The organism is Bradyrhizobium sp. CB1717, assembly GCF_029714325.1.
GTDB lineage: Bacteria > Pseudomonadota > Alphaproteobacteria > Rhizobiales > Xanthobacteraceae > Bradyrhizobium.
Genome location: NZ_CP121666.1, coordinates 3,582,511 through 3,602,990 on the forward strand (window position 1 = coordinate 3,582,511; position 20,480 = coordinate 3,602,990).

A 20,480-nucleotide genomic window follows, 5' to 3' on the forward strand; every position below is an offset into this window, starting at 1 on the left:
TTCCACGTCCATAGCGCGCCACCGATCTGCGCGCCAGATGCGCTTTGGTTCGTGACGGAGAATGCCTGAGGTCAGCGCTCGCACGGGATACGAACGATGGCAGTCTGCTTGTTTGCAAACAGCGCCTGGAACGGCCCGGCGCGAAGCGACTTGATGAGCCCGGGATCCAGCGGCTCCGTCGGCGGAAAATAGGAGAGCCGTTGACCGGCGCCGAGATCGATCCACCCGATCGCACGGGGATTGATCACGGCGACGAGCTGCCAGGTGTCCTGGCCGCTCCCCAGCACGCTCTGGATCAGCTCTCGATCCGTCTCTTCCGTCGCTTTGGGCGTTTTCGGAGGTGCCGCTTCGGGCTCGTCCGTCTCCGGTGTTTTCGGGGGGCGGACAGGTCGCAAAATTCCAGACAGAGCGTCGGCCCGGTACATCTGAAAAGACGTCTCCTGGTTGATCTCCTGCAGGACTGGCCGGATGGAGGCGCAGGCATCGGCCAGCCGCCGCGCTCCGTCGTCCCGTTCGACGATCGCGGAAAGCACGGCGCGCACCGGCTTGGCGGTAGCCTCGTTGACGGTATCCAGATTCGAGAACGTGTAGGCCGCCGGGGCCCCGGTCAGGGCCTGGATCATGCCGAGCGTGTAGGGATCGGACAGCAGGATGCCTTTCCTGAGGTTGCCATGCAGCCAGCGTGCGGCGTCGAGATCGCTGGCATTGTAGTGCGTGATGGCGGTGGCACCGCCCGGAAGGGGCCCGTAGCTGTAACTCTTGGACATGCCGGCGACGCCGGCGCGGTCGAGGCCGATGCCCAAACCCATGATGGTCGCGAGCGCGCCGACATGAATCCATCTCGACCGGATGAGCGCCACCGGCACGAGCGCCACGAGGAGAACCGCTCCCGCGATCTCGGCCGGCCGCAGGAAATCCTGGTACCGCGCGGCGGGCAGGTCGGGCCGCCAAGTGAAGGCATAGACCGCCAGTGCGAGGCCGGCGGCGAGCAGAGTAACCGTGATTGCCGCAGTCGCCCGCCGCCGGAAGGACGCGGGAGAGGGATCGACCAGCAACTGGCAGAACGCTTCGGTTGCCGTGACCGTGAGCAGAACCAGGACGATCATGGTGGTGCGGTACAGGAACGGAAAGCCTGACAGCACGGCGACGGCAAGGCTGCACCCGATCGTCCACGACCACAGCAATTTCGACATGCGTTCGGTTTGGACAGGGGTGGCAGCCGTGCCCAAGGGACTGATCGCGCGATCGATCCACCACCAGGCCATCGCCATCGCGATGCAGACGGCAAACAGCGGGCCTATGGCCCGGCCCAGTTCGATCACTGCGACCTGCGGGCCGGTGCCAAGGAACAGCTCCTCGCCACTCTCGATCGTCTTGCCCAGCACCAGTCCCGTGATGTGCGAAAATACCACGTTGGCGTTCGCTGACGGCAGGTAGCCGAGCCGCATCGCCACGATCGTGGCGACGATTCCGCATACGATCAGCGGCAGGACGACGGATAGGGCGCGGAGAATCCGGAGGCTCTTCGCCGGCCGGCGTGACATCTCGCGCAAGATGAGCAGGTAGCTCAGCCAGGCTGCAAGGACAGTCGGGATGAACAGGTACGATCCACGGTGTGCCAGCAGCAACATCGCGGGCCATCCGCAACCCACGAAAAGGATGCTTTCGCGCGGATGGCCCTTGCCCAGTATCCTGAGCAGGAGCAGCCCGACCATCAGCAGCACCAGCACCAGCGCGTTGTTGTTGAGCATGAAGGCGGTGAGAAGCGAGGTCGCCGCACTCAGGGTCAGCAACGCGACTGAGCCCGCCGGGATTTCCTCTTTCGCATCCCGCCCGGCATTGGCGAACAGGACACCCAGGAAGACCACGCTTCCGGCCAGCGCCAGGCTGCCATTCGTCAGCAGCCCGACGCCGTTGCCTGCCGCCGCGAACAAAAAGGTGATCCATCTCCGGATCGGTTCCGCATAGAGGCCTTCGGCGAACGCGTAGAAGGCCAGAAGAAAGCACAGGATCGAGACGAAGCGGTAGGTCCAGCCGAAATACAGGAGATCGAGGCCGAGCGTGCCCGACAACACGCCGGCCAATGCAGAGCGAAGGTCGACGTACGATTGCGACGCGTAGGGGTTGATGACACCGCTGTCGGCGTATTCCTGCGCCGTCTTCATCCAGTGAACGTCAGCGCCGATATCGGAGTAGGGGAATTGCGAAAATGCACCGAACGTCCACCACCACGTCGCGAGCGCGATCGGGAGCGATAACATGCACCAGAGCAGGATATTTCCGGCATCGCCGGTGCGCGGGCTCCAGGCCGGCCAGGTCCATGCCAGTCCGAAGGCGGACAGCGCAACCATGATCGCCAGATGAAGCCATATGTCGTCAATCAGAACGGAGCAGAACCCGAGAAGAATGCCCACGGCGGAAGCGCCGATCGCATATCCCAGCACCACGAACTGGAGCTTCGTCAGTCGGCTCCTCTTGATCAACTCCAGCGGCACGATCGCCAGAATGGAAAGGCCGATGCCGAGCTGAATCAGGACGAATACGAAGGTCAAGAGCAACGTATTTATCCACATCGCAACATCCCTATCGTTCTGCCACCTGGGCCACGCCTACGCATGTGACCGGCTGAGCCAACGCGGCGAATGGCTGCCAGTCATTTCGAGGGTGCCGCGTCATGCCAAGTTTTCCGAAGGCGCGGTGCAGCTCCGTTCATAGTTGATTCCAAGTACGGCTGAGCGTAAACATCCGTGGAATTGTGCAGGATTTTTAGCATGCGGGCGAGAATATCTGGGCGCAATCTTCGCTATCCGTCGGCCAATCCGGCCTGATCGTCGCTTCCCGCCGAGTTTCGTCGCATGCCCGGTGAATTGCAGATTGGCGAGGCCGTCGCAAGGGGCTATCCGCCCGCGGTGCTCTACCTGCGCAATGATGACACCGTCACGACGGAAGTCTGCGCATTCAACTACTTCTCGATCTTCATGAAGGATCATCCGGACGTGGATGCCCACGTCTGGTTGTTCGACGGGGCGGGCAAGCAGGCTGGATATTTCCACAGGGAACTCGGAGTTAACGGGCAATTGCAGTTGCAGACCTCCGAGCTTTGTCCGCGCGTTTCGGGAACGGTGGCGATGGCGCTGGTGCCGAAACATGAGGCCAAGCTACGTCCCGGACGAAAGGTGACCACCGGCTATTACGCACAATATTTTTCGCAGCACGGCGCAATCACATTGTCGCATGAGCGCGAGCCTGTCGCCCCATCGCCGTTTCCGACCACCGCCTGGATGCAGTCCTATCTTACACGGTTCCTGAAGGAGTCCGGTGTGGTGCTCGTGAACTCCTGCATGGCACCCCAGGGCGTTTCGGTGGGGACGGCCCGGCTCATGGCTCTGGACGGCACCGCCTTGGGCGAGCGGGTACTTCCGGAAATCGCGCCGATGGGTGCGGTCCGCATCAGCACGCTGGACCTGTTCCCCGAGGCCGAAAGGTTGGTGGGTACAGCCGAGGGGTTTGCGCTCGAGTTCAAGGGCACCAACATCGCCAGCCCGTTCAGCTATTATGAATTTGCCAACGGCAAGTTCAGCTTGCATCATTTCTAGAGGCCCCGCCCGTGACACGTTTCTCGTCCCGTCCCTGGAAGCCTCACGAGCCCAGATTCATGTTCCCGACCTTTGCGGGCATCGAGTCGCGCATGGGCTTCTCGATTCCCGCCTGGTACCGTCCGATCGACGTCCGGTATCTCCGCAGCCTCGTCGCCGGCAGCCTGCGCAAGAACTTTCGCGAAACGGTCAAGGACCTTGTTCCCGAGCTCGCCAGCCTCGTCGCCTCGGGTTTCAGCAAGAAGCTCAGATTCAAGCTGCACATCCTGTCGCGGCAGGGTGACTACCGGGCGACCTACGAGTTCCCGGAAAACTATGCGCCGGGCGCCACCGTCGAGATCGAGCTGTCGCGCCTCTTCGCGTCGCTCAAGCTGCCTCAGGACGATTATCTGGTCATCGCGGTGATGTCGCGCGGGCGGATGGATGGATTTCGTTCCTCGCCTGCAAGCTATTCCATGACCTATGTGGATCAGGACAACGTCGCGATCTATCGCACCGGCGCGTTTGCCCGGCCGCTGAACGAGGGCAGGCTCAAGGCGCATGTCGGGTTCACCGGGATCAATCCGAAGGTCATCGCGACCGATGATATCGTCAGCAGCCTGATGCTGATCAATCATTCTTCCGATCCCGAATATGCTCATGCCGCGCGGCCGACGTCGAGGCTGATCCGGGAGGATGGCGAGGAGCTCGAAGCGGATTTCGGCGAGATCCCGCCGCTCGGGGCACGCGAGATGTCCGTCGTGGATATGTTCGGCGGTCGCGTGTTCGACTTCCTCAAGCCGTTCGGCGGTCGCGGCAGCACAGTCACCACCTGCACCGGGGTCACGCTCGCGAGCCTGCATTTGCAGCGCACGAACGATAACCGGCGGACGCTACTGGGCATCGAGCACTCGCGCCCGGCTCACATGAATCTCGCCGGCATTTTGCAACACTGATTTGGAAATCGATCGACCGAGGGCAGGTCGATGACCGGGGCTGACCGACGAGCCCTGAAGGCCCGGTCGTCACCAGACGTCAGGTCGGTCAGAAATTGATCCGTTCGCGCTCGACCACGATCGGGCGTCGCCGGACCTGGTTGTAGATCGCGACGATATATTCGCCGAGCACGCCGAGGAAAAACAGCTGCACGCCACCGAAGAAGAACAGGCCGATGATGATCGTGGGGATGCCGTGCGGACCGATGTCGAAGCCGGCTATCTTGAGCAGGAACACGACGAACGCATAGGCAAAGCTCAGCGACGAGATGATCAGTCCGAAGAAGAACGCGGTACGTAGCGGCACGGTCGAGAAGCTGATGGCGCCGAGCAGCCCCTGGTCGATCAGGCTCGACAGCCGGTTGCGGGAGATGCCGTGCTTGCGCGCCAGCCAGGTGTAGGGCACGCCGATCGAGCGAAAGCCGCATTCGAACGGCATCATTCGCATGAAGGGCTGGACGTCCTCGAATTGCTTCATGGCGTCGAGCACCTTGCGGTCGACGAGCTGGTAGTCGCCGACGTCGGCCGGATAGTCGACATAGGACATCCGGCTGATCATCTTGTAGTAGAGATGCCGCGCGGTCCGGCTCATGAGAGGCTCTTCGCGCCGGGCCCGGATGCCGAACACGATCTCGTAGCCTTGCTCCCAGTGCTTGACGAAAGTCGGGATCAGCGACGGCGGGTCCTGCAGATCCGCGGGCATGAACAGCACGGTGGCATCGCCTGTCGAGGCCAGCACGCCGTTGTAGGTATTCCTCAGCACGCCGAAGTTCCGGGCGTTCACGATGACCTTCACCGAGGGATCCTCGGCTGCGATCTCCTTGAGAATCTCCACGGTCCGGTCGGTCGAGGCGTTGTCGCAGAAGATGTGCTCGCGCTCGTAATCCGGCAGCTCACGGTCGAAGATGTCCTTGACCGCCGCGTAGCATTCCCGGATTCCCGCCTCCTCGTTGTAGCAGGGCGTCACAAGGCTGATCTTCTTCCGCATCAATCCTCCAGGACGTCCGTCGAGCGGGATTACTCCCCCGTGGGGGAATCGGCAGCCGGTGGCCGCCCGAGGGGACTGGCGCGCCGGTGGTGGGGTTGCCATCCTTCAATCGTTTCTTTAGCAGGTAAGTCGGCAACTTCAACCGTTCCGGGAACGGGGCGAGGGCGGTTGGATCTTGTTGACAAGACTGGACTAATCGTTCTGATGTGACGTTTTCTGCTGGGCGGGTATGAGCATGAAGGCCGTGATTCTGGCAGGTGGGTTCGGGACTCGCATCACCGAAGAGAGCCACATCAAGCCGAAACCCATGATCGAGATCGGCGGCAAGCCGATCCTGTGGCACATCATGAAGATCTTCTCGTCGCACGGGATCGACGAATTCGTCATCTGCTGTGGCTACAAATCCTACGTCATCAAGGAATATTTCGCTAACTACTTCCTCCACATGGCGGACGTCACCTTCGACCTCGCCAACAATGCGATGGAAGTGCACAACAAGTTCGCCGAGCACTGGAAGGTGACGCTGGTCGACACCGGCCTCAACACCATGACCGGCGGCCGCCTCAAGCGCATCAGGGATTATGTCGGCAACGAGGCGTTCTGCATGACCTACGGCGACGGGCTCGCGGACGTCGATATCGGCGCGCTGCGGGAGTTTCATCGTGCTCATGGACGTCACGCCACGGTCACCGCCATCCAGCCGCCAGCGCGTTTCGGCGCGCTCGATATCGGCGACGACGTGGTCCGGCATTTCGAGGAGAAGCCGCGAGGCGACGGTCGCTGGATCAACGGCGGCTTCTTCGTGCTGGAGCCGGCGATCTTCGACTATCTCGGGGACGACGCCACCATCTGGGAGCAGGAGCCGCTGAAGCGGCTGTCACAGGACGGGCAGCTCGCGGCCTACCGTCACACCGGCTTCTGGGAAGCGATGGACACCCTGCGCGACAAGCTTCATCTGGAGCAGCTCTGGGAGAGCGGGCAGGCCCCCTGGAAGCGATGGCAATGAACCCTGGCTTCTGGAACGGCAAGCGCGTCCTCGTTACCGGCCATACCGGCTTCAAGGGCGGCTGGATGGTGGCGTGGCTGCGCCATCTCGGCGCCGAGGTAGCAGGTCTCGCGCTGCCGCCGTCGACGACGCCCAACCTGTTCGACCTGGCGCAGACGGCGCAGGACATCGCGTCGGTCTTCGCCGATATCCGCGATCCCGCCGCGGTCAAGGCGGTGTTCGACCGATTCCAGCCCGAGATCGTGTTTCACATGGCCGCCCAGGCGATCGTGCGGGCATCCTATGATGATCCGGTCGGCACCTATGCGACCAACGTCATGGGCACCGTGCACGTCTTCGAGGCGGTGCGGACCTCCGGCGTGCGCGTGGTGGTCAACGTCACCAGCGACAAATGCTACGACAACAAAGAGTGGGTCTGGGGCTACCGCGAGACCGACCCGCTCGGCGGCAAGGATCCCTATTCCAGCAGCAAGGCCTGCGCGGAGCTGGTCACAGCGGCGTATCGGTCGTCGTTCTTCAGCGGCACTCACGGGATCGGCTTCGCCAGCGCCCGCGCCGGCAACGTGATCGGTGGCGGCGACTGGGCGCAGGATCGTCTCATCCCCGATGTGATCGCCGCGATTCGCAACGGACAACCGGTGCCGGTCCGCAATCCCGATGCGGTGCGGCCCTGGCAGCACGTGCTCGAGCCGCTGTCGGGCTACATTCTGCTCGCCGAACATCTGTGGCGCGATCCGGCTGCCTTCTCCAGCGAATGGAATTTCGGTCCCGACGCAGATAGCGTGCGCACGGTGCGCTGGCTGGTCGATCGCCTCGCACTGCTGTGGGGTGTTCCGCCGCAGCAGATGCCGCAGCCGGGAGAGCATCCGCACGAGGCGCGGCTGCTGTCACTGGACAGTTCCAAGGCGCGGGCTCAGCTCGGCTGGGCGCCGCGTTGGGGCCTCGATCGTGCCGCCTCCGCCGTGGTGGAGTGGTACAAGGCGTTCGAGCAGGGCGCTGCGGTCAAGCCGGTGATGGTTGACCAGATCGACGCTTTCATGAACACAAGGCGGGACTAGCCGCCCTTCAAATCGGATCAATATGATGGCCACCACGTCGACGAGACCGCTTACTGAGATCAAGAGTTGCGAGGTCTGCGGCAGCGACAAGCTCGTGCCGGTGCTCGATCTCGGCCTGCATCCCCTGTGCGACGACCTGGTGGCGGTCGGCGATTCGCGTGTATGCCGCGAATATCCGATTCAGATCGATTTCTGCGCGACTTGCGCCACCGGCCATCAGCGCTTCCAGGTTCCGAAAGAGGACCTTTTCCCCAAGGACTATCACTATCGCTCTCGCTTCACCGCCGACGTGCTCTCGGGGATGAAGGGGCTCGTGGCGACCTGCGCGGAACGGATGGGACCCCTGACCGGCAAGATCGCGCTCGACATCGGCTGCAACGACGGAAGCCTGCTGGATTTCTTCCGTGAGGCCGGCGCGACAACGGCCGGCATCGAGCCGACCGGCGCAGCGCAGGACGCCGCCGCCAAGGGCCATTTCGTTGTGCAGAACTATCTCAGCACCGAGACCGCGGCCGAGATCCGTCGCGCCGTCGGCACGCCCGACATCATCACCTTCACCAATGTTTTCGCGCATATCGAGGATCTGAACGGCGTGCTCGCGGCGCTGAAGGCGCTGCTCGGGCCCGAGACGGTGATCGTGATCGAGAATCACTATCTCGGCGCGGTGCTGGACCGGCATCAGTTCGACACCTTCTATCACGAGCATCCGCGCACCTATTCGTACAAATCGTTCAGCTTCATCGCAAGATCGCTCGGCCTCGACATCGTCAATGTCGAATTTCCCGCGCGCTATGGCGGCAATATTCGTGTCATTCTCGGACATGCGGCCAAGAGCGATACTGTCGCAGCCGAGATCGTCGCGCGCGAAAACAATTTCCAGGCCGAGTTCGCCCAGCTCGCGCGCGACGTCGAGCTCTGGAAGGCGCGCAAGGGCGAAGAGCTGAAGAAGATCATCGCGGCGCACGGTCCTGTCAGGGCCAAGGCGTTTCCGGGCCGCGCGGCGATCCTGGTCAAGTTGCTGGGGCTGACTGAAAAAGAGATCGTTGCGGTCCACGAGAAACCCGGCTCGATCAAGATCGGCCATTATGTGCCGGGCACGCGCATTCCGATCGTGTCCGACGACGAATTGTTCGCGCATGGCGACCAGGGTAAGCCGCTGCTCAATCTCGCCTGGCACATCTCGCGCGAGATCCGTCAGTATCTCCAGGACAACGGTTACAAAGGGCCGGTGATCGACGTGCTCGGCGCGGACGATTTCCATGCCTGAGGCGCCCGTCTTCACGATCCTCGGATCGGGTTTCGGGATGTATGGATATCTGCCTGCGCTGATCGAGTGCGGGAATAGGGTGGCGCTGCCGGAGCGCTACCGCGCCGTGGTCAGCGGGCGAAGCGAGCTCGTCCAATATGCGCCCGAGGTGATCTGGTGTCCCGGCACCGAGGAGGCGTTGGCACAGGCGAGCGGTGCGGTGATTGCGCTTCGCCCTGCCGATCAGGCCGGCTGGATGGCGAGGCTGGCAGAAATGCCCGGTATCGGCGAGCTGATCCTGGAGAAGCCGGTCGCGCCGACACCGCAGCTTGCGGCGCAGCTCATCGAGGCATTCGAGCGCACCGGCAAGCGCTACCGCGTCGGCTACACCTTTCGTTTCATGCCGTGGGCAGAGCGGCTTCGCGCGGTGCTCGGCGAGAGAACCGATGGCCTTTCGCTGGACTGGAGCTTCATGGCGCATCACTACCGCGCCAATCTCGCGAACTGGAAGCGGTTCGACGCCAGTGGCGGCGGCGCTCTCCGCTTCTACGGCATCCATCTGATCGCGCTTCTTGCAGAGCTCGGTTACGACGACGTCTCGTCGTCGGTGGTCGGCGGACCGTCGGACGCTGAGACGTCGTCATGGGAGGCCGTGTTCACGGCCAAGGCCCTGCCGCCATTCACGCTGCGCGTCGACAGTCGCGCGCCACAGACCTGGTTCAGGATCACCGCGGATCCGCGCGTTTCGCTCGTGGACCAGCCCGATCCCTTCGCGTCGGTCGAGCGGGACGTTCGCGATCCCAAGGTCGCCCGCGGTCCCAGGGTCGCCGGAGATCCCAGGGTCGCTCGCGATCCCAGGGTCGACGTGCTGTCACGGTTGTGCCGCTCGCTCAGCGAGCTCGACGCGGGCCATGCGCCGCGTCAACGTGACATCATCGCGCTGTGGATGCGAGTAGAGCAGGCGTCCCGGCGAGTCTCAGCGTCATTGACGTGATGGTGGTGCCAGCGATAGCGCGTGCTCGCGGGCGGTGGCCCAGACGTCCGGCGGCAAAGTGGGGTTGAACGGTTTCTCGTTTGCCCGATAGACGCGCTCGATCACGTCCCCCGAAGCCCAGTTGATCTGGCGCAGCATTAGGCCGGCCTGCAGCGACCAGGCGACCCAGACGCAGGCGATCAGTGCGGTCGGCCGCGGGCGGCCGGGCAAGAAGTTCGCAAGCTCGTTGACCGCGATCGCTAGCAAGAAAGCATAGGCGAAGGCGGGCAGGGCAAGATGCCGGTCTCGCGCATAGGAATAGGAGAGGAGCGGCCCTCCGATCGCGATCGCTGCGATGACGACGACGACGAGCGTATGGCGCTGTGGCCGGCCCCTGAGCGCAACAAGGCCTGCCACGATGAGCGCGGTCGAGAGGGTCTCCACGATGGTCTGGTAGTGCGGGCGATCGAAGATGACGCCCCACTGGGTGATGCGGAATGCGAGCGCGCCCAACTGTGCCAGTACGTTGTAGACGTAGAGCTTGTACACAGCATGGCCCGGGAACAACGTCTGACGTTCCTCCTTCGACAACATCTGAAAGAAATAGCCGACGGACTCATCGACCCCGGCGGTCCCCATGCCGGAGCCGAGCACGACGGCGCGCATGGCGAAATAAGCCAGCGTGATGCCGCCGAACACGATCGCAGCCCTGAGCGGCGCGGTGCGCAGGAAGTAGATGTAGAACGCGATCAAGAAGAGCCCGTTTTCCTTCGAGAGCAGCGCGATCGCATACGCCAGCCCGCACAGGGCGAGCTTTACCCTGTCGGTGTTGTCAGAGAGAACACTCAGCAGCGAGGCCGCGAAGCAGACGAGCACGAGGACGTGCGGCAATTCACTGATCCATACGACCGATCCGGAAATGAACGGCGAGCCGATCGCGAACACGGTGATCAGCAGCACACTTTCCGGGCGCAAGCCCAATCGCCGCACCACCTGAAGGCTCAATCCCATCAGCAGCAGGAAGATGGCGAACTGCACATAGCGATACGGCGTCGGGTTGAGACCGAAGAGCGTATACAGGCATTTCAGCAGGAATTCGGCGACCGGCCGGTAGAACGGACTCTGGAGCATCCAGGCGGGCGACAGTGGCAGGTCGAGGAAGCGGTCGTTACGCAGCTTGGCGAGCCAGATCAGATCGTCGGTCGCCTCGAACGGCTGCCGCAGCATGGTGTTGAACAGCAGGCCGAGCCAGACCACGGTTCCGATCGCCATCACGACGATGAGCGTATTGGCGAGGCCCGCTGCCGCAATTGGATGACCGTGGCGCCGCGCATCGGCCGTGATCAGCTCGTCACTCACTTTGTCGGTCATTTCAGGTCGCGTTGTCGGGCCAGGCGAGGCCGGCTTGGGGTGGTGAGCCCGGTGGAAGAGATTGACCAGCCTTGCGCGAGGATGGACGATCGCACATTGATCAGCAACCGGAAGTTGGTCAATGCCGCGGGACCGCTACCACACGCTCCGGCCGCCATCCATGACCAGGTTCTGCCCGGTCATGTAGCTCGACGCGTCCGAGCAGAGGAACTGGACGGCGGCGCGATATTCGTCGACCTCGGCCATCCGCCCCATCGGGATCAGGCGGGTGAGTCGTTCCACGAAAGCGGGATCCTGGTTGTTGAAGACGCCGCCCGGCGAGATCGCGTTGACCCGCACGCCGTGATCGGCCCAGTAGGTCGCCAGATATTTCGTCAGGCCGATCAGCCCGTGCTTGATCACTGAATAGGTCACGGGCTTGACCGGCTGCTCCTCCTCGCGCGTCACATGCGGTTGGCGGTAGAGCCGCTGGTCCGGCGCGATCACGCCGAGATCTGAGGCGATGTTGAGGATCACGCCGCGGCCGCGCCTGGCCATCTGACCGCCGAATTCCTGCGCGCACAGCATCGCCCCGGTCAGGCCTACCGCGATCTCGGTCTGCCATTGCGGCACCGGGAACGCCTCGAAGCGCGAGGAGTGCATGACGCCCGGGCTCGACGTTACCTTCGGATCGATCGCGGCGTTGTTGACGAGGATGTCGACGGTGACGCCGCGGCCCGCGAGCTGCTCGCTCGCGGCGCGCACCGAATCCTGCGCGGTGACGTCGAGCGCGAGCGCGATCAGATCGGCGGAGGGCGCGCCCTGCTTCAGGGCGGCGACGGCCGCCTCGGCCTGCGCCAGGCCGATTTCGGTGACGACGACGCGCGCGCCCGCTTCGGAGAGTGCGGCGACATGCTGCCGCCCGAGCAGGCCGCCAGCGCCGGTCACGAGCGCCGTGCGTCCGGCGAGATCATAGCGGGAGGAGGGGCTTGCCATTGGGAGGCTCCTGTTCAGCTGCGCAACTGGCCGCCATCGGCGACCATGACGCTGCCGGTGATGAAGGCGGCGCGGGGTGAGGCAAGGAACGCGACGAGGTCGGCGACCTCTTCCGGCTTGCCGAGCCGGCGCAGCGCGACCTCGCGCGCGAGCATGTCCTCGACCGCGGTCCTGTTCTCGGCGAGCTTGCGCGCCCAGGTCCCCTCGGCGGCGAGGATATTGCCCGGCGCAACGGCATTGATGCGGATGCCCTCGAGCGCCAGCGGCCGCGCCAATCCGCGCACGGTCGCATTCAGCGCCGCCTTGGCGGCATAGTAGGTCACGGGCGCGCCGAGCGCCGCCATGCCCGCAATCGAGGAAATGCAGATGATGGACCGGTCGCCGCTGCCGCGCGCCAGCAGCGGCCGCGCGGCCTCGATCGTGTTGGTGGTGGCGAAGAAGTTGAGGTCCATCACCCGCGACCATTCCGCCGCGGTTTCCTTGCCCGGCGGGACGGAGGCGCCGCTGCCGACATTGCAGACGAGGACGTCGAGGCGGCCCCAGTGCTGCTCGACATCCTGGATCAGTGCCGCGGCGGCGGCCGGATCGGTGACGTCGGCAATATGGATCGAGCTCTGTCCGCCGACGGCCGCGCGCGCCGCGTTCAGCGCATCGGAGCCGCGTGCAGCCAGCGCGACCTTCGCTCCCTCCGCGGCAAGTGCGGCGGCAATGGCAAGGCCGATGCCGCGGCTGGCGCCGGTGACGAGAGCGACGCGGCCTTCCAGCTCGAGCTTCATCGCGCCGCGTCCTCGATCCAGCCGACCGTCATGTCGCGATACCTTGCGAGCGCGCCGGCATGGTCGCCGTCGGCCGCGCGTGCGGTCTGCAGGATGTACTGTCCCTTGTAGCCGGAACGCTCGATCAGCCGGATCGTCTTGGCGAGATCGGCGTTGCCGGTGCCGAGCGGCACGGTGGTGCCGCCGCGAACGCGGTCCTTCACATGCACATTGAGGATACGCGGAGCGTAGGCTTCGATCTCCTCGCTGCTGTCATAGCCGAGCGAGGCGCTGTTGCCGCTGTCGTAGTTGATGCCGAAGACGTCTGCCGGAAACGCCTCCATGAAGCGGGCGAGGTCGCGCGGCGGCAGATCGGATTCGAACACGATCTTGACGTTCTGCCTCACAAGCTGTTCGCGGCGGGCGATCAGCACCCGCTTGAGCGTGTCGCTCTCGCTCTCGCGTTCGATCTTGCCATTGTCGACCAGCGGGATCACGACGAACTCGATGCCGATCCGGCTGCAGGCGGCGATCAGCAGATCGAGATCGTTGACGAGAGCGTCGCGCACGACGGCATCGACCTTCCAGAATGGCGCCTGCATGAAGCAGTCCCCCGTCAGGCTCGGAATGCGCAGGCCGTTCTCGCGTGCCAGGGCGATGATCTCCGCCCGGCCGGCTTCGGTCGTGAGCGGATTTTCCCGCAGCCGTTCCTGATCGATGGTCCATTCCATCCGCGTCAGGCCGAGCGCCTTGGCGCGGGGAAACTCCTCGCGCCATTCATCCCACGGGAACGCCTGGATCTTGCCGTCGACCAGTGCCGACAGGCGTCCCTGCATGAAGCCGATGCGTTGCAATGTTGCGGTCACGACTTGTTATCCGAGTTGATGGCGAGGCCCTTGGCGGTCCAGCCGCCGTCGACGAAGATCTCCTGGCCGGTCACATAGGCCGAGGCGTCCGACACCAGGAAGACGGCGGCGCCGACCATGTCGGCGGGGTGCCCCCAGCGGCCGAGCATGGTGTGGCGGCGCCGGTCTTCGTGCATGACGGGATCGGCAAAACTCTTCGCGGTCATCTCGGTCGCGACGTAACCGGGCGCGAGCGCGTTGACGCGGATGCCGTCGCTCGCGTAGTCGGCGGCGAGCGCGCGGGTCAGGCCGGCGAGGCCCGCTTTCGCCGCGACGTAACCGGGATTGCCGGGAAAACCGCGGATCGAATTGATGCTGGTGACGTTGACGATCGCGGCCGAGCCCGTGGCCTTGAGCAGCGGATAGGCGGCAAGGATCGTGGCGTAGACGCCGGTGAGGTCGGTCGCGACCGTAGTCCGGAAGCGCGCGATCTCGCTTTCGGCGCCCTGCGGGGGAAGGCTGATCCCGGCCGCGTTGACCAGCGCGTCGATACGACCGCCTTGCGCCGCGATGGCATCGAAAGCGCGCCCGATCGCGGCGTCATCGGAGAGATCGCAGGCCATCGCCGTGACGCCCTGCGGCGCGGCCCCGGAACGGCTGAGACCGAACACCGTGGCGCCAGCGTCCTTCAGGCCGCTCGCGATAGCCGCGCCGATGCCGCGCGAGGCGCCGGTGACGACGGCGATCTTGCCGGCAAGAGAGAAGGCGCTGAGATCAGGCATAGCCATAACTGCGCATGATGGCGCCGCAGAGCTTGACGTCTTCCGGGCGGTCGATCTGGAACATCTTATGACGCTCCATCACGTGAAAGCCGATCTTGCCGCCGAGACGGTTGCTCTGCTCGCGCAGGAGTGAAGGAATCAACACGTAGAACGAGCCGTTCTCCAAATAGCGCTTCTCGATCTGCTGCCGCATGCGGCGGTTGCGATAGTCGTAGTTGATCGGCTCCGGCCCGTTTTGGCCGATGCGCCAGTTGAAATAGTCCTCGACCTCGCAAACAGAGAGCAGGCTGTCGAGATGCTCGCGATCGAAGGTCGCAAGCGCCGCCTCGATGTCGCGGGGTTCCCGGATCGGCGAGGTCGCCTGCAGTGCGACGATGCGCTCGAAACGGCCCATCCGCGCGTCGACGGCCTCGAGTGCATGCAGCCAGGCGGATTCCGAGGAGGCGAGGTCGCCCGAAATGTCGTCGGGACGCCGCACGCCGACCGCACCGGCAGCTTCCGCCGCTTCCAGAATCCGGTCGCTGTCGGATGAGACCGCCACCACGTCGACGCCTTCAGCGGCGCGCGCCTGCTCGACCGTCCAGGCGATCAGCGGCTTGCCGCAGAGATCGAGCAGGTTCTTGTGCGGGATGCCCTTGGAGCCGCCGCGTGCGGCGATCACGGCCAGCGTCTTGCGCGCCATCAGATATGTCCCTCGAGGCGCTCGAGCGCGGTCCAGAAGCCTTCGCCCATGTTCTTGTGGCCCTGCCAGATCTCGGGAATGAAGGATGCGGTGGGCGCATGCTTGCGCAGCACCTGTCCGATCTCGTCGAAGTCGATCTCACCTTCGCCGACCTGGAGGCCTTCGCCGTCCAGTCCCTTGGCATCGCCGAAATGCAGGTGTGCGGTGTGCGGCCCGAGCTGGGCGAGGCCTTGCGCGAAATCGAAGCCGAAATGATTGGCGGCGAGCTTGGTGTGGGAGATGTCCACGCACATGCGCAAGTCATGCTTGGCGCAGAACGCGGCCGACTCGTCCGGGAAGATGAAGATGTTCTGGTGACGCTGGCCGCCGAAATGCCAGGGGAACGGCGCCATGGTCTGCGGCGTCAGCTCGACACCCTCCATGTCGAGCTCCTTCAGGCTCTGCGCGAAAATGCGGTAGCGCTCGGCCTTCTCCTCCGGGGACAGCGGCTCGTCCATGGTGAAGCCGCCGATATTGGCGACGATCGGCGGACGCGTCGTCTTGGGAAAGAACTTCTTCAGGCCGCGGGTGATGTCGATCACCGCCTGCGTCTGCTCGAGCGAATAGCGGCGCAGCGCCTCGTCGGGCGTTGCGAGGTCCATCAGCTTGGAGCCGGCGAACAGTTCCGGCGCATGCACGACGAAGCCGAGATCGTAGGTGCCGGAGAGATAGGCCGCCGGGTCGCGCTCCATGTCGCTGTAGCTGAGATGGAATTCGATGATGTCGGGCTCGCAGATCTCGAGAAAGCGCTCGGTGTCGTGATAGCGCACCGGCACGCCCCAGGGCCGGTCGAAGCGGTAGCGCCGCGCCTTCGCGGCACCCGTGTCGAGGTCGCTCTGGAAGAAATAGTCGTCGGCCGCCATCCTGCGCTTGAGCGTCTTGCCGATCAGCGCCGGCATCTTCAGCGGCGACAAGCCCTGGCCGGGGCTCTTCACGGCGATGTCGTCGTCAGAGATGACCGTGCCGGCCTCGATGTCGCGCGCTGCGACGAGGCTCTTTGCGAGGTTCTCGCGGTTGATCAGCTCGCCCTGGCTGAGCGCGCGCTCGGCGAGCTTTTCGCCGCGCGCTGCTTCCACCTCGCGGATGCCGGTGACGAGCGCCTTGAACTCCTCCGGCTCCAGGCTCGCGGCATGGTCCGGGCCTTCCATCTCGCGATCGAGCGTGATGTGACGTTCGATCACGACGGCACCGAGAGCGACCGCCGCGGTCGACACCGCGGTGCCGCGCTCATGGCCGGAATAGCCGACGACCGGGTGGATCTGGCGCAGCGTCTCCATGAAGCGCAGATGGATGTTGTGCAGCGCTGCGGGATAGGTGCTCTGGCAATGCAGCAGCACATAACCGGCGTTGCGGTCGTCGAGGAATTTCGCCGCGGTCCTGATCTCGTCCGTGGTGCTCATGCCGGTCGAGACGATCAGCGTCTTGCCGGTTGCGGCGAGCCGGGCGAGCAGGGGCAGGTTGGTCAGGTCGGCAGAAGCGACCTTGTAGGCCTGCACGCCGAAACCTTCGAGCACAGCGACGCTCTTCGCGTCCCAGGGCGTGCACAGATATTGAATGCCCTTCGAGGCGCAGTAGTCGGCGATCTTCTTCTGCTGCTCGGTGGTCAGCTCGAAGCGGCGGAGCAGATCGAGCGTGTACTCGACGGCGAGGTCGTCGTCTTTTCCGGACAGCGAGGAGGCGCGATAGACCTCGTCGAGCTTGCGCATCTGGAATTTGGCGCAATCCGCGCCAGCCGCGACCGCGGCGTCGACCAGCGCGATGGCGCGGTCGAAGTCGCCGTTATGGTTGTTGCCGATCTCGGCGATGACGTAGCAGGGCTCGCCCTCGCCCAGGAGGCGGTTGCCGATACGGACTGGAGCTGGCTGTTTGGGCGGTGTCATCAATATTCTCGTCTCACACGCGTCAGGCGGATCGCGCGGGAAGGCGCGATTTCCACGTCCGCAGTCCGTTTTCTTCGAACATGATGCGCGAGCAGCTGTGCCCCTGCTGTTCGAGCGCCGCGATGAGCTGGTAGCGCTCGAACGGACGCACGAAAAACAGGAAGTAGCCGCCGCCGCCAGCGCCCAGCAGCTTGCCGCCGACGGCGCCGTGCGATTTGGCGAAATCGTAGAGAGCGTCGAGCTCTCCGGAGGAGATCTTGGAGCTGAGCTTGCGCTTGGCGTGCCAGGCTTCGTCGATGAGGCGTCCGCAATCCTGCAGCCGGCCGCGCAGCAGGTGCTTGCGGATCTCGCGCGTCACCTCCTTCTGCTTGGCGGCGGCGCTTACTGCGTCGGTCGTCTCGTGCTGCGCCTTCTGGTCGCGATGGATCGCCCCGGAGTCGCGGCCTGCGCCGGTGTAGCAGAGCACGAGGCTCTCCTCGAGCTCGGCGATGATGTTGGAGTCGAGACGCAGCGGTACGATGGTGTTCTGGTCGGAGGAGAACTCCATGTGATTGAAGCCGCCGAACACGGTGGCGTATTGATCCTGCCACCCGCCGGGAATGTTGAGCATCAACCGCTCGGCCTGAAACGCCATCTCCGCGATCTCGTGGCGATCCCACTGGTCGCTGCGAAATTCGTTGAAGCAGCCGATGATGGCGGAGGAGACCACCGCCGAGCCGCCGAGGCCGGAGCCGACCGGAAAGTCGGCGGAGACCTCGAGCTCGAAGCCGTAGGTCGGCTTGATCAGGCGCACCACCGATTTGATCAGGGCCAGATCGCCGCCCGTGCCGAGCTCGGCGAGGCTCTCGGCTTCCACCGTGCGGCGAAAATCGTGCGAATAGATCCGGATGCGGGGATCGCTCCGGCGCCGTAGGGTTGCATGCGCGTACATCTTGATCGTGGCGCTGATCACCGCGCCGCCGTCATTGGCGACGAAGTAGTGCGTCAGATCGGTGCCGCCGCCGGAGAAGGAGATGCGCACCGGCGAGCGGGCGCGCGCGAAGACCTCGCTCTCCTCCGACAGGTTGAACAGCTCGCGGCTGAACACGTCGACCAGCCGGCCCTCGGTATCGAGGATGGGCACGACGTGCACGCGCTGGTCGAGCAGCTTGAGGATCTGCTCCCGCGGTCCGCCGGCCTGCGCCGAGACGAAGTTGCGGTTGATGCAGGCTGCCACCTGGTCGTGGATCGTGAGGCCCGTCAGCATCCGTCGGCGGATGTCGCCATCGGTCACCGCGCCGACGATTCGTCCGGCCGCATTCTGTGCGAACAGGATCCCGAGCATGTTGGCGTTGAGGCGCCGGAAGGCTTCCTCAATCGTCTCGGTTTCGGCGATGGTGAGATGGCTCGTTTCTGCCAATGTGATGGATCCAAAAAGGGGAAGGAATTTCAGGCCCTTAACCCCGCGGCGAGCCGCCTTTCGAGTCGTTAGATACGGCAGGGGGCCGGATCATGCAAGTTTCCCGGAATCGCGCGTCCGCGCGCCGCATATGGGGGCATCAGCGCCGGAACCGGCTTCGTCAGGAGCCGGCTTGGGCGTTGCGGACCGCTCGCGGTGTCCTGCCCCGGATGGGGCCACAGGCGTTGCGGGGCGGATCGAGCTGCCTGGTCTAGCGCTCGCCTTGCCTTGCCGTCTGCTTTGCCTGTATTTGACGAACCTGGCACTTGCCGACGGTCGGCCTTGCCTGGGCCGGCCCCGTCCGCGTTCACCGGCGTTTACCGGTATGATGAAGGCTCTGCATGATTAGATTTGGGCTGCTCGGCTGCGGGCGAATTGCCAAACGCCACTCCGACCTCTTGGGCGGCAATCACGTAGAGGGTGCGAGCCTCGTTGCGGTCTGCGATCCCGTCCGCGCACGCGCCGATGCCATTGCCGGCAAGTTCGGGGTGCCCGCCGATTACGACATGGACAACTTTCTCGCCCGCAAGGACATCGACGCGGTTGCGGTGCTGACACCAAGTGGGCTGCATCCGGCGCACGTCATTGCCTGCGCCAGGGCCGGCAAGCACGTCGTCGTCGAGAAGCCGATGGCGCTCCGGCTGCAGGATGCCGACGACATGATCCTCGCCTGCGACGAGGCAGGCGTGAAGATGTTTATCGTCAAGCAGAACCGCTTCAACGTGCCTGTCGTCAAGGCGCGCGAGGCGCTCGATGCCGGCCGCTTTGGCAAGTTGATCCTGGGTACCGTGCGCGTGCGCTGGTGCCGTGACCAGGCCTATTACGACCAGGATGCTTGGCGCGGCACCTGGGCCTATGACGGCGGCGTGCTCACCAACCAGGCGAGCCATCACATCGACATGCTGGAGTGGTTCTTCGGCGACGTCGTCAGCGTGCATGCGCGCGGGGTGACGGCGCTGGCGAAGATCGAGACCGAGGACACTGCGGTTGCGACGCTGAAGTTTCGTAACGGCGCTCTCGGAATCGTCGAGGCCACCACTGCGGCGCGGCCGACCGATCTGGAGGGATCGCTTTCGATCCTCGGAGAAAAGGGCACGGTGGAAATCTCGGGCTTCGCGGTCAATCAGATCCGGCATTGGCGCTTCGTCGACGAGCTGCCGTCCGACAAGGACGTGGTCGAGAAGTTCTCGGTCAATCCGCCCAACGTCTATGGCTTCGGCCATCAGGCCTATTATCACCATGTGGTCGACTGCCTGGTGAACCAGCGCGCCGCGCTGGTCGACGGACTCGAGGGCCGCAAGAGCCTGGAACTGATCTCCGCGCTGTATGAATCGATCGAGACCGGCGCGGAGGTGCCGCTGCGATTTATACCGCGGCTGAGCCGCCTGGGTGTCGTCACATGAACAAGCCGGATATCCATCAGGCCGCTATTCGCGATGTCGCGTTCGGTGTCGGCGTCAAGGTCGTTGAGCCCTGCAATCTCTATGGCTGCAAGATCGGCGACGATTGCTTTGTCGGTCCGTTCACCGAGATTCAGAAGGACGTGGCGATTGGCGCGCGCACCCGTGTGCAGTCGCATGCCTTCATCTGCGAGCTGGTGACGATCGGCGAGGACTGCTTCGTCGGCCATGGCGTGATGTTCATCAACGATACGTTTTCGACCGGTGGCCCGGCGCGAGGCCGCAAAGAACTGTGGCGCGAGACGGTGATCGGCAACCGGGTGTCGATCGGCTCGAACGCCACCATCCTGCCGGTGAAGATCACGGACGACGTCGTGATCGGTGCGGGCGCCGTGGTTACCAAGGATATTACAACGCCGGGCACCTATGCCGGCAATCCGGCGCGCCGGCTAGACCGGTAACTTAAGGGAAT

Annotated in this window: 19 protein-coding genes; 9 read left to right on the forward strand and 10 right to left on the reverse strand. The window is 64.3% G+C overall.

Annotated features, from left to right (window positions below; translation table 11 throughout):
• Positions 1-71 precede the first annotated feature (71 nt).
• Positions 72-2,165 (reverse strand): hypothetical protein, encoded by a 2,094-nt coding sequence (locus QA649_RS16870; protein ID WP_283025181.1) that lies wholly within the window; start codon positions 2,163-2,165, stop codon positions 72-74.
• A 195-nt stretch (positions 2,166-2,360) separates the two neighbouring features.
• On the opposite strand from QA649_RS16870, the gene QA649_RS16875 reads away from it, so the two are divergent.
• The 3 genes from QA649_RS16875 (at position 2,361) to QA649_RS16885 (ending at position 4,531) form a co-directional block, all read left to right on the forward strand.
• A complete protein-coding gene (locus tag QA649_RS16875) occupies positions 2,361-2,621 on the forward strand; it encodes a hypothetical protein (protein WP_283025182.1) in 261 nt (86 codons plus the stop codon).
• Between the two features lie 234 nt (positions 2,622-2,855).
• A complete protein-coding gene (locus tag QA649_RS16880; protein ID WP_283025183.1) occupies positions 2,856-3,596 on the forward strand; it encodes a hypothetical protein in 741 nt (246 codons plus the stop codon).
• Between the two features lie 59 nt (positions 3,597-3,655).
• Positions 3,656-4,531: a hypothetical protein gene (locus tag QA649_RS16885; protein ID WP_018643231.1), complete on the forward strand. Its 876-nt coding sequence runs from the start codon at positions 3,656-3,658 to the stop codon at positions 4,529-4,531.
• 88 nt (positions 4,532-4,619) lie between these two features.
• On the opposite strand, the gene QA649_RS16890 is transcribed toward QA649_RS16885, so the two are convergent.
• Positions 4,620-5,558, reverse strand: a complete 939-nt coding sequence (locus QA649_RS16890; protein ID WP_035666528.1) for a glycosyltransferase family 2 protein — start codon at positions 5,556-5,558, stop codon at positions 4,620-4,622.
• Positions 5,559-5,793: 235 nt separating this feature from the next.
• Between QA649_RS16890 and rfbF the strand changes: the two genes are divergently transcribed.
• Genes rfbF through QA649_RS16910 form a run of 4 tightly spaced genes read left to right on the forward strand, consistent with a single transcriptional unit; the run spans position 5,794 to position 9,862 of the window.
• Positions 5,794-6,564, forward strand: coding sequence for a glucose-1-phosphate cytidylyltransferase (rfbF, locus tag QA649_RS16895; protein ID WP_283025184.1), 771 nt, complete (start codon positions 5,794-5,796; stop codon positions 6,562-6,564).
• Positions 6,561-7,622, forward strand: a complete 1,062-nt coding sequence (gene rfbG, locus QA649_RS16900) for a CDP-glucose 4,6-dehydratase (RefSeq protein ID WP_283025185.1) — start codon at positions 6,561-6,563, stop codon at positions 7,620-7,622. The genes rfbF and rfbG overlap by 4 nt, the downstream gene beginning before the upstream one ends.
• Before the next feature lie 25 nt (positions 7,623-7,647).
• Entirely contained in the window at positions 7,648-8,889 is a 1,242-nt protein-coding gene (locus QA649_RS16905) for a class I SAM-dependent methyltransferase (RefSeq protein ID WP_283025186.1), read from the forward strand.
• Positions 8,882-9,862 carry a hypothetical protein gene (locus QA649_RS16910; protein WP_283025187.1) on the forward strand — a complete coding sequence of 327 codons (981 nt, stop codon included), beginning with the start codon at positions 8,882-8,884 and terminating at the stop codon, positions 9,860-9,862. The genes QA649_RS16905 and QA649_RS16910 overlap by 8 nt, the downstream gene beginning before the upstream one ends.
• On the opposite strand, the gene QA649_RS16915 is transcribed toward QA649_RS16910, so the two are convergent.
• The 8 genes from QA649_RS16915 to QA649_RS16950 form a co-directional block, all read right to left on the reverse strand.
• Positions 9,851-11,212, reverse strand: coding sequence for a hypothetical protein (locus tag QA649_RS16915; RefSeq protein ID WP_283025188.1), 1,362 nt, complete (start codon positions 11,210-11,212; stop codon positions 9,851-9,853). The genes QA649_RS16910 and QA649_RS16915 overlap by 12 nt on opposite strands.
• Before the next feature lie 135 nt (positions 11,213-11,347).
• The gene (locus QA649_RS16920) at positions 11,348-12,187 is read right to left on the reverse strand and encodes an SDR family oxidoreductase (protein ID WP_283025189.1); all 840 of its coding nucleotides are present in this window, start codon (positions 12,185-12,187) and stop codon (positions 11,348-11,350) included.
• 14 nt (positions 12,188-12,201) lie between these two features.
• On the reverse strand, positions 12,202-12,963 hold the full coding sequence (locus tag QA649_RS16925; protein ID WP_283025190.1) for an SDR family oxidoreductase: 762 nt from the start codon (positions 12,961-12,963) through the stop codon (positions 12,202-12,204).
• Complete coding sequence (locus QA649_RS16930; RefSeq protein WP_283025191.1) at positions 12,960-13,808, reverse strand: sugar phosphate isomerase/epimerase family protein; 849 nt, start codon at positions 13,806-13,808, stop codon at positions 12,960-12,962. Before QA649_RS16930 ends, QA649_RS16925 begins: the two co-directional genes overlap by 4 nt.
• Complete coding sequence (locus QA649_RS16935; protein WP_283025192.1) at positions 13,805-14,569, reverse strand: SDR family oxidoreductase; 765 nt, start codon at positions 14,567-14,569, stop codon at positions 13,805-13,807. Before QA649_RS16935 ends, QA649_RS16930 begins: the two co-directional genes overlap by 4 nt.
• A complete protein-coding gene (locus tag QA649_RS16940; RefSeq protein WP_283025193.1) occupies positions 14,562-15,251 on the reverse strand; it encodes an acylneuraminate cytidylyltransferase family protein in 690 nt (229 codons plus the stop codon). Before QA649_RS16940 ends, QA649_RS16935 begins: the two co-directional genes overlap by 8 nt.
• A complete protein-coding gene (locus QA649_RS16945; RefSeq protein ID WP_283025194.1) occupies positions 15,251-17,170 on the reverse strand; it encodes an N-acetylneuraminate synthase family protein in 1,920 nt (639 codons plus the stop codon). Before QA649_RS16945 ends, QA649_RS16940 begins: the two co-directional genes overlap by 1 nt.
• A gap of 22 nt (positions 17,171-17,192) precedes the next feature.
• Entirely contained in the window at positions 17,193-18,569 is a 1,377-nt protein-coding gene (locus QA649_RS16950) for a CBS domain-containing protein (protein ID WP_260389470.1), read from the reverse strand.
• A 380-nt stretch (positions 18,570-18,949) separates the two neighbouring features.
• Here QA649_RS16950 and QA649_RS16955 point away from each other — a divergent pair, with 380 nt between their 5' ends.
• Positions 18,950-20,011 carry a Gfo/Idh/MocA family oxidoreductase gene (locus QA649_RS16955; protein ID WP_283025195.1) on the forward strand — a complete coding sequence of 354 codons (1,062 nt, stop codon included), beginning with the start codon at positions 18,950-18,952 and terminating at the stop codon, positions 20,009-20,011.
• Positions 20,008-20,469 (forward strand): acyltransferase, encoded by a 462-nt coding sequence (locus QA649_RS16960; RefSeq protein WP_283025196.1) that lies wholly within the window; start codon positions 20,008-20,010, stop codon positions 20,467-20,469. The genes QA649_RS16955 and QA649_RS16960 overlap by 4 nt, the downstream gene beginning before the upstream one ends.
• Positions 20,470-20,480 lie beyond the last annotated feature (11 nt).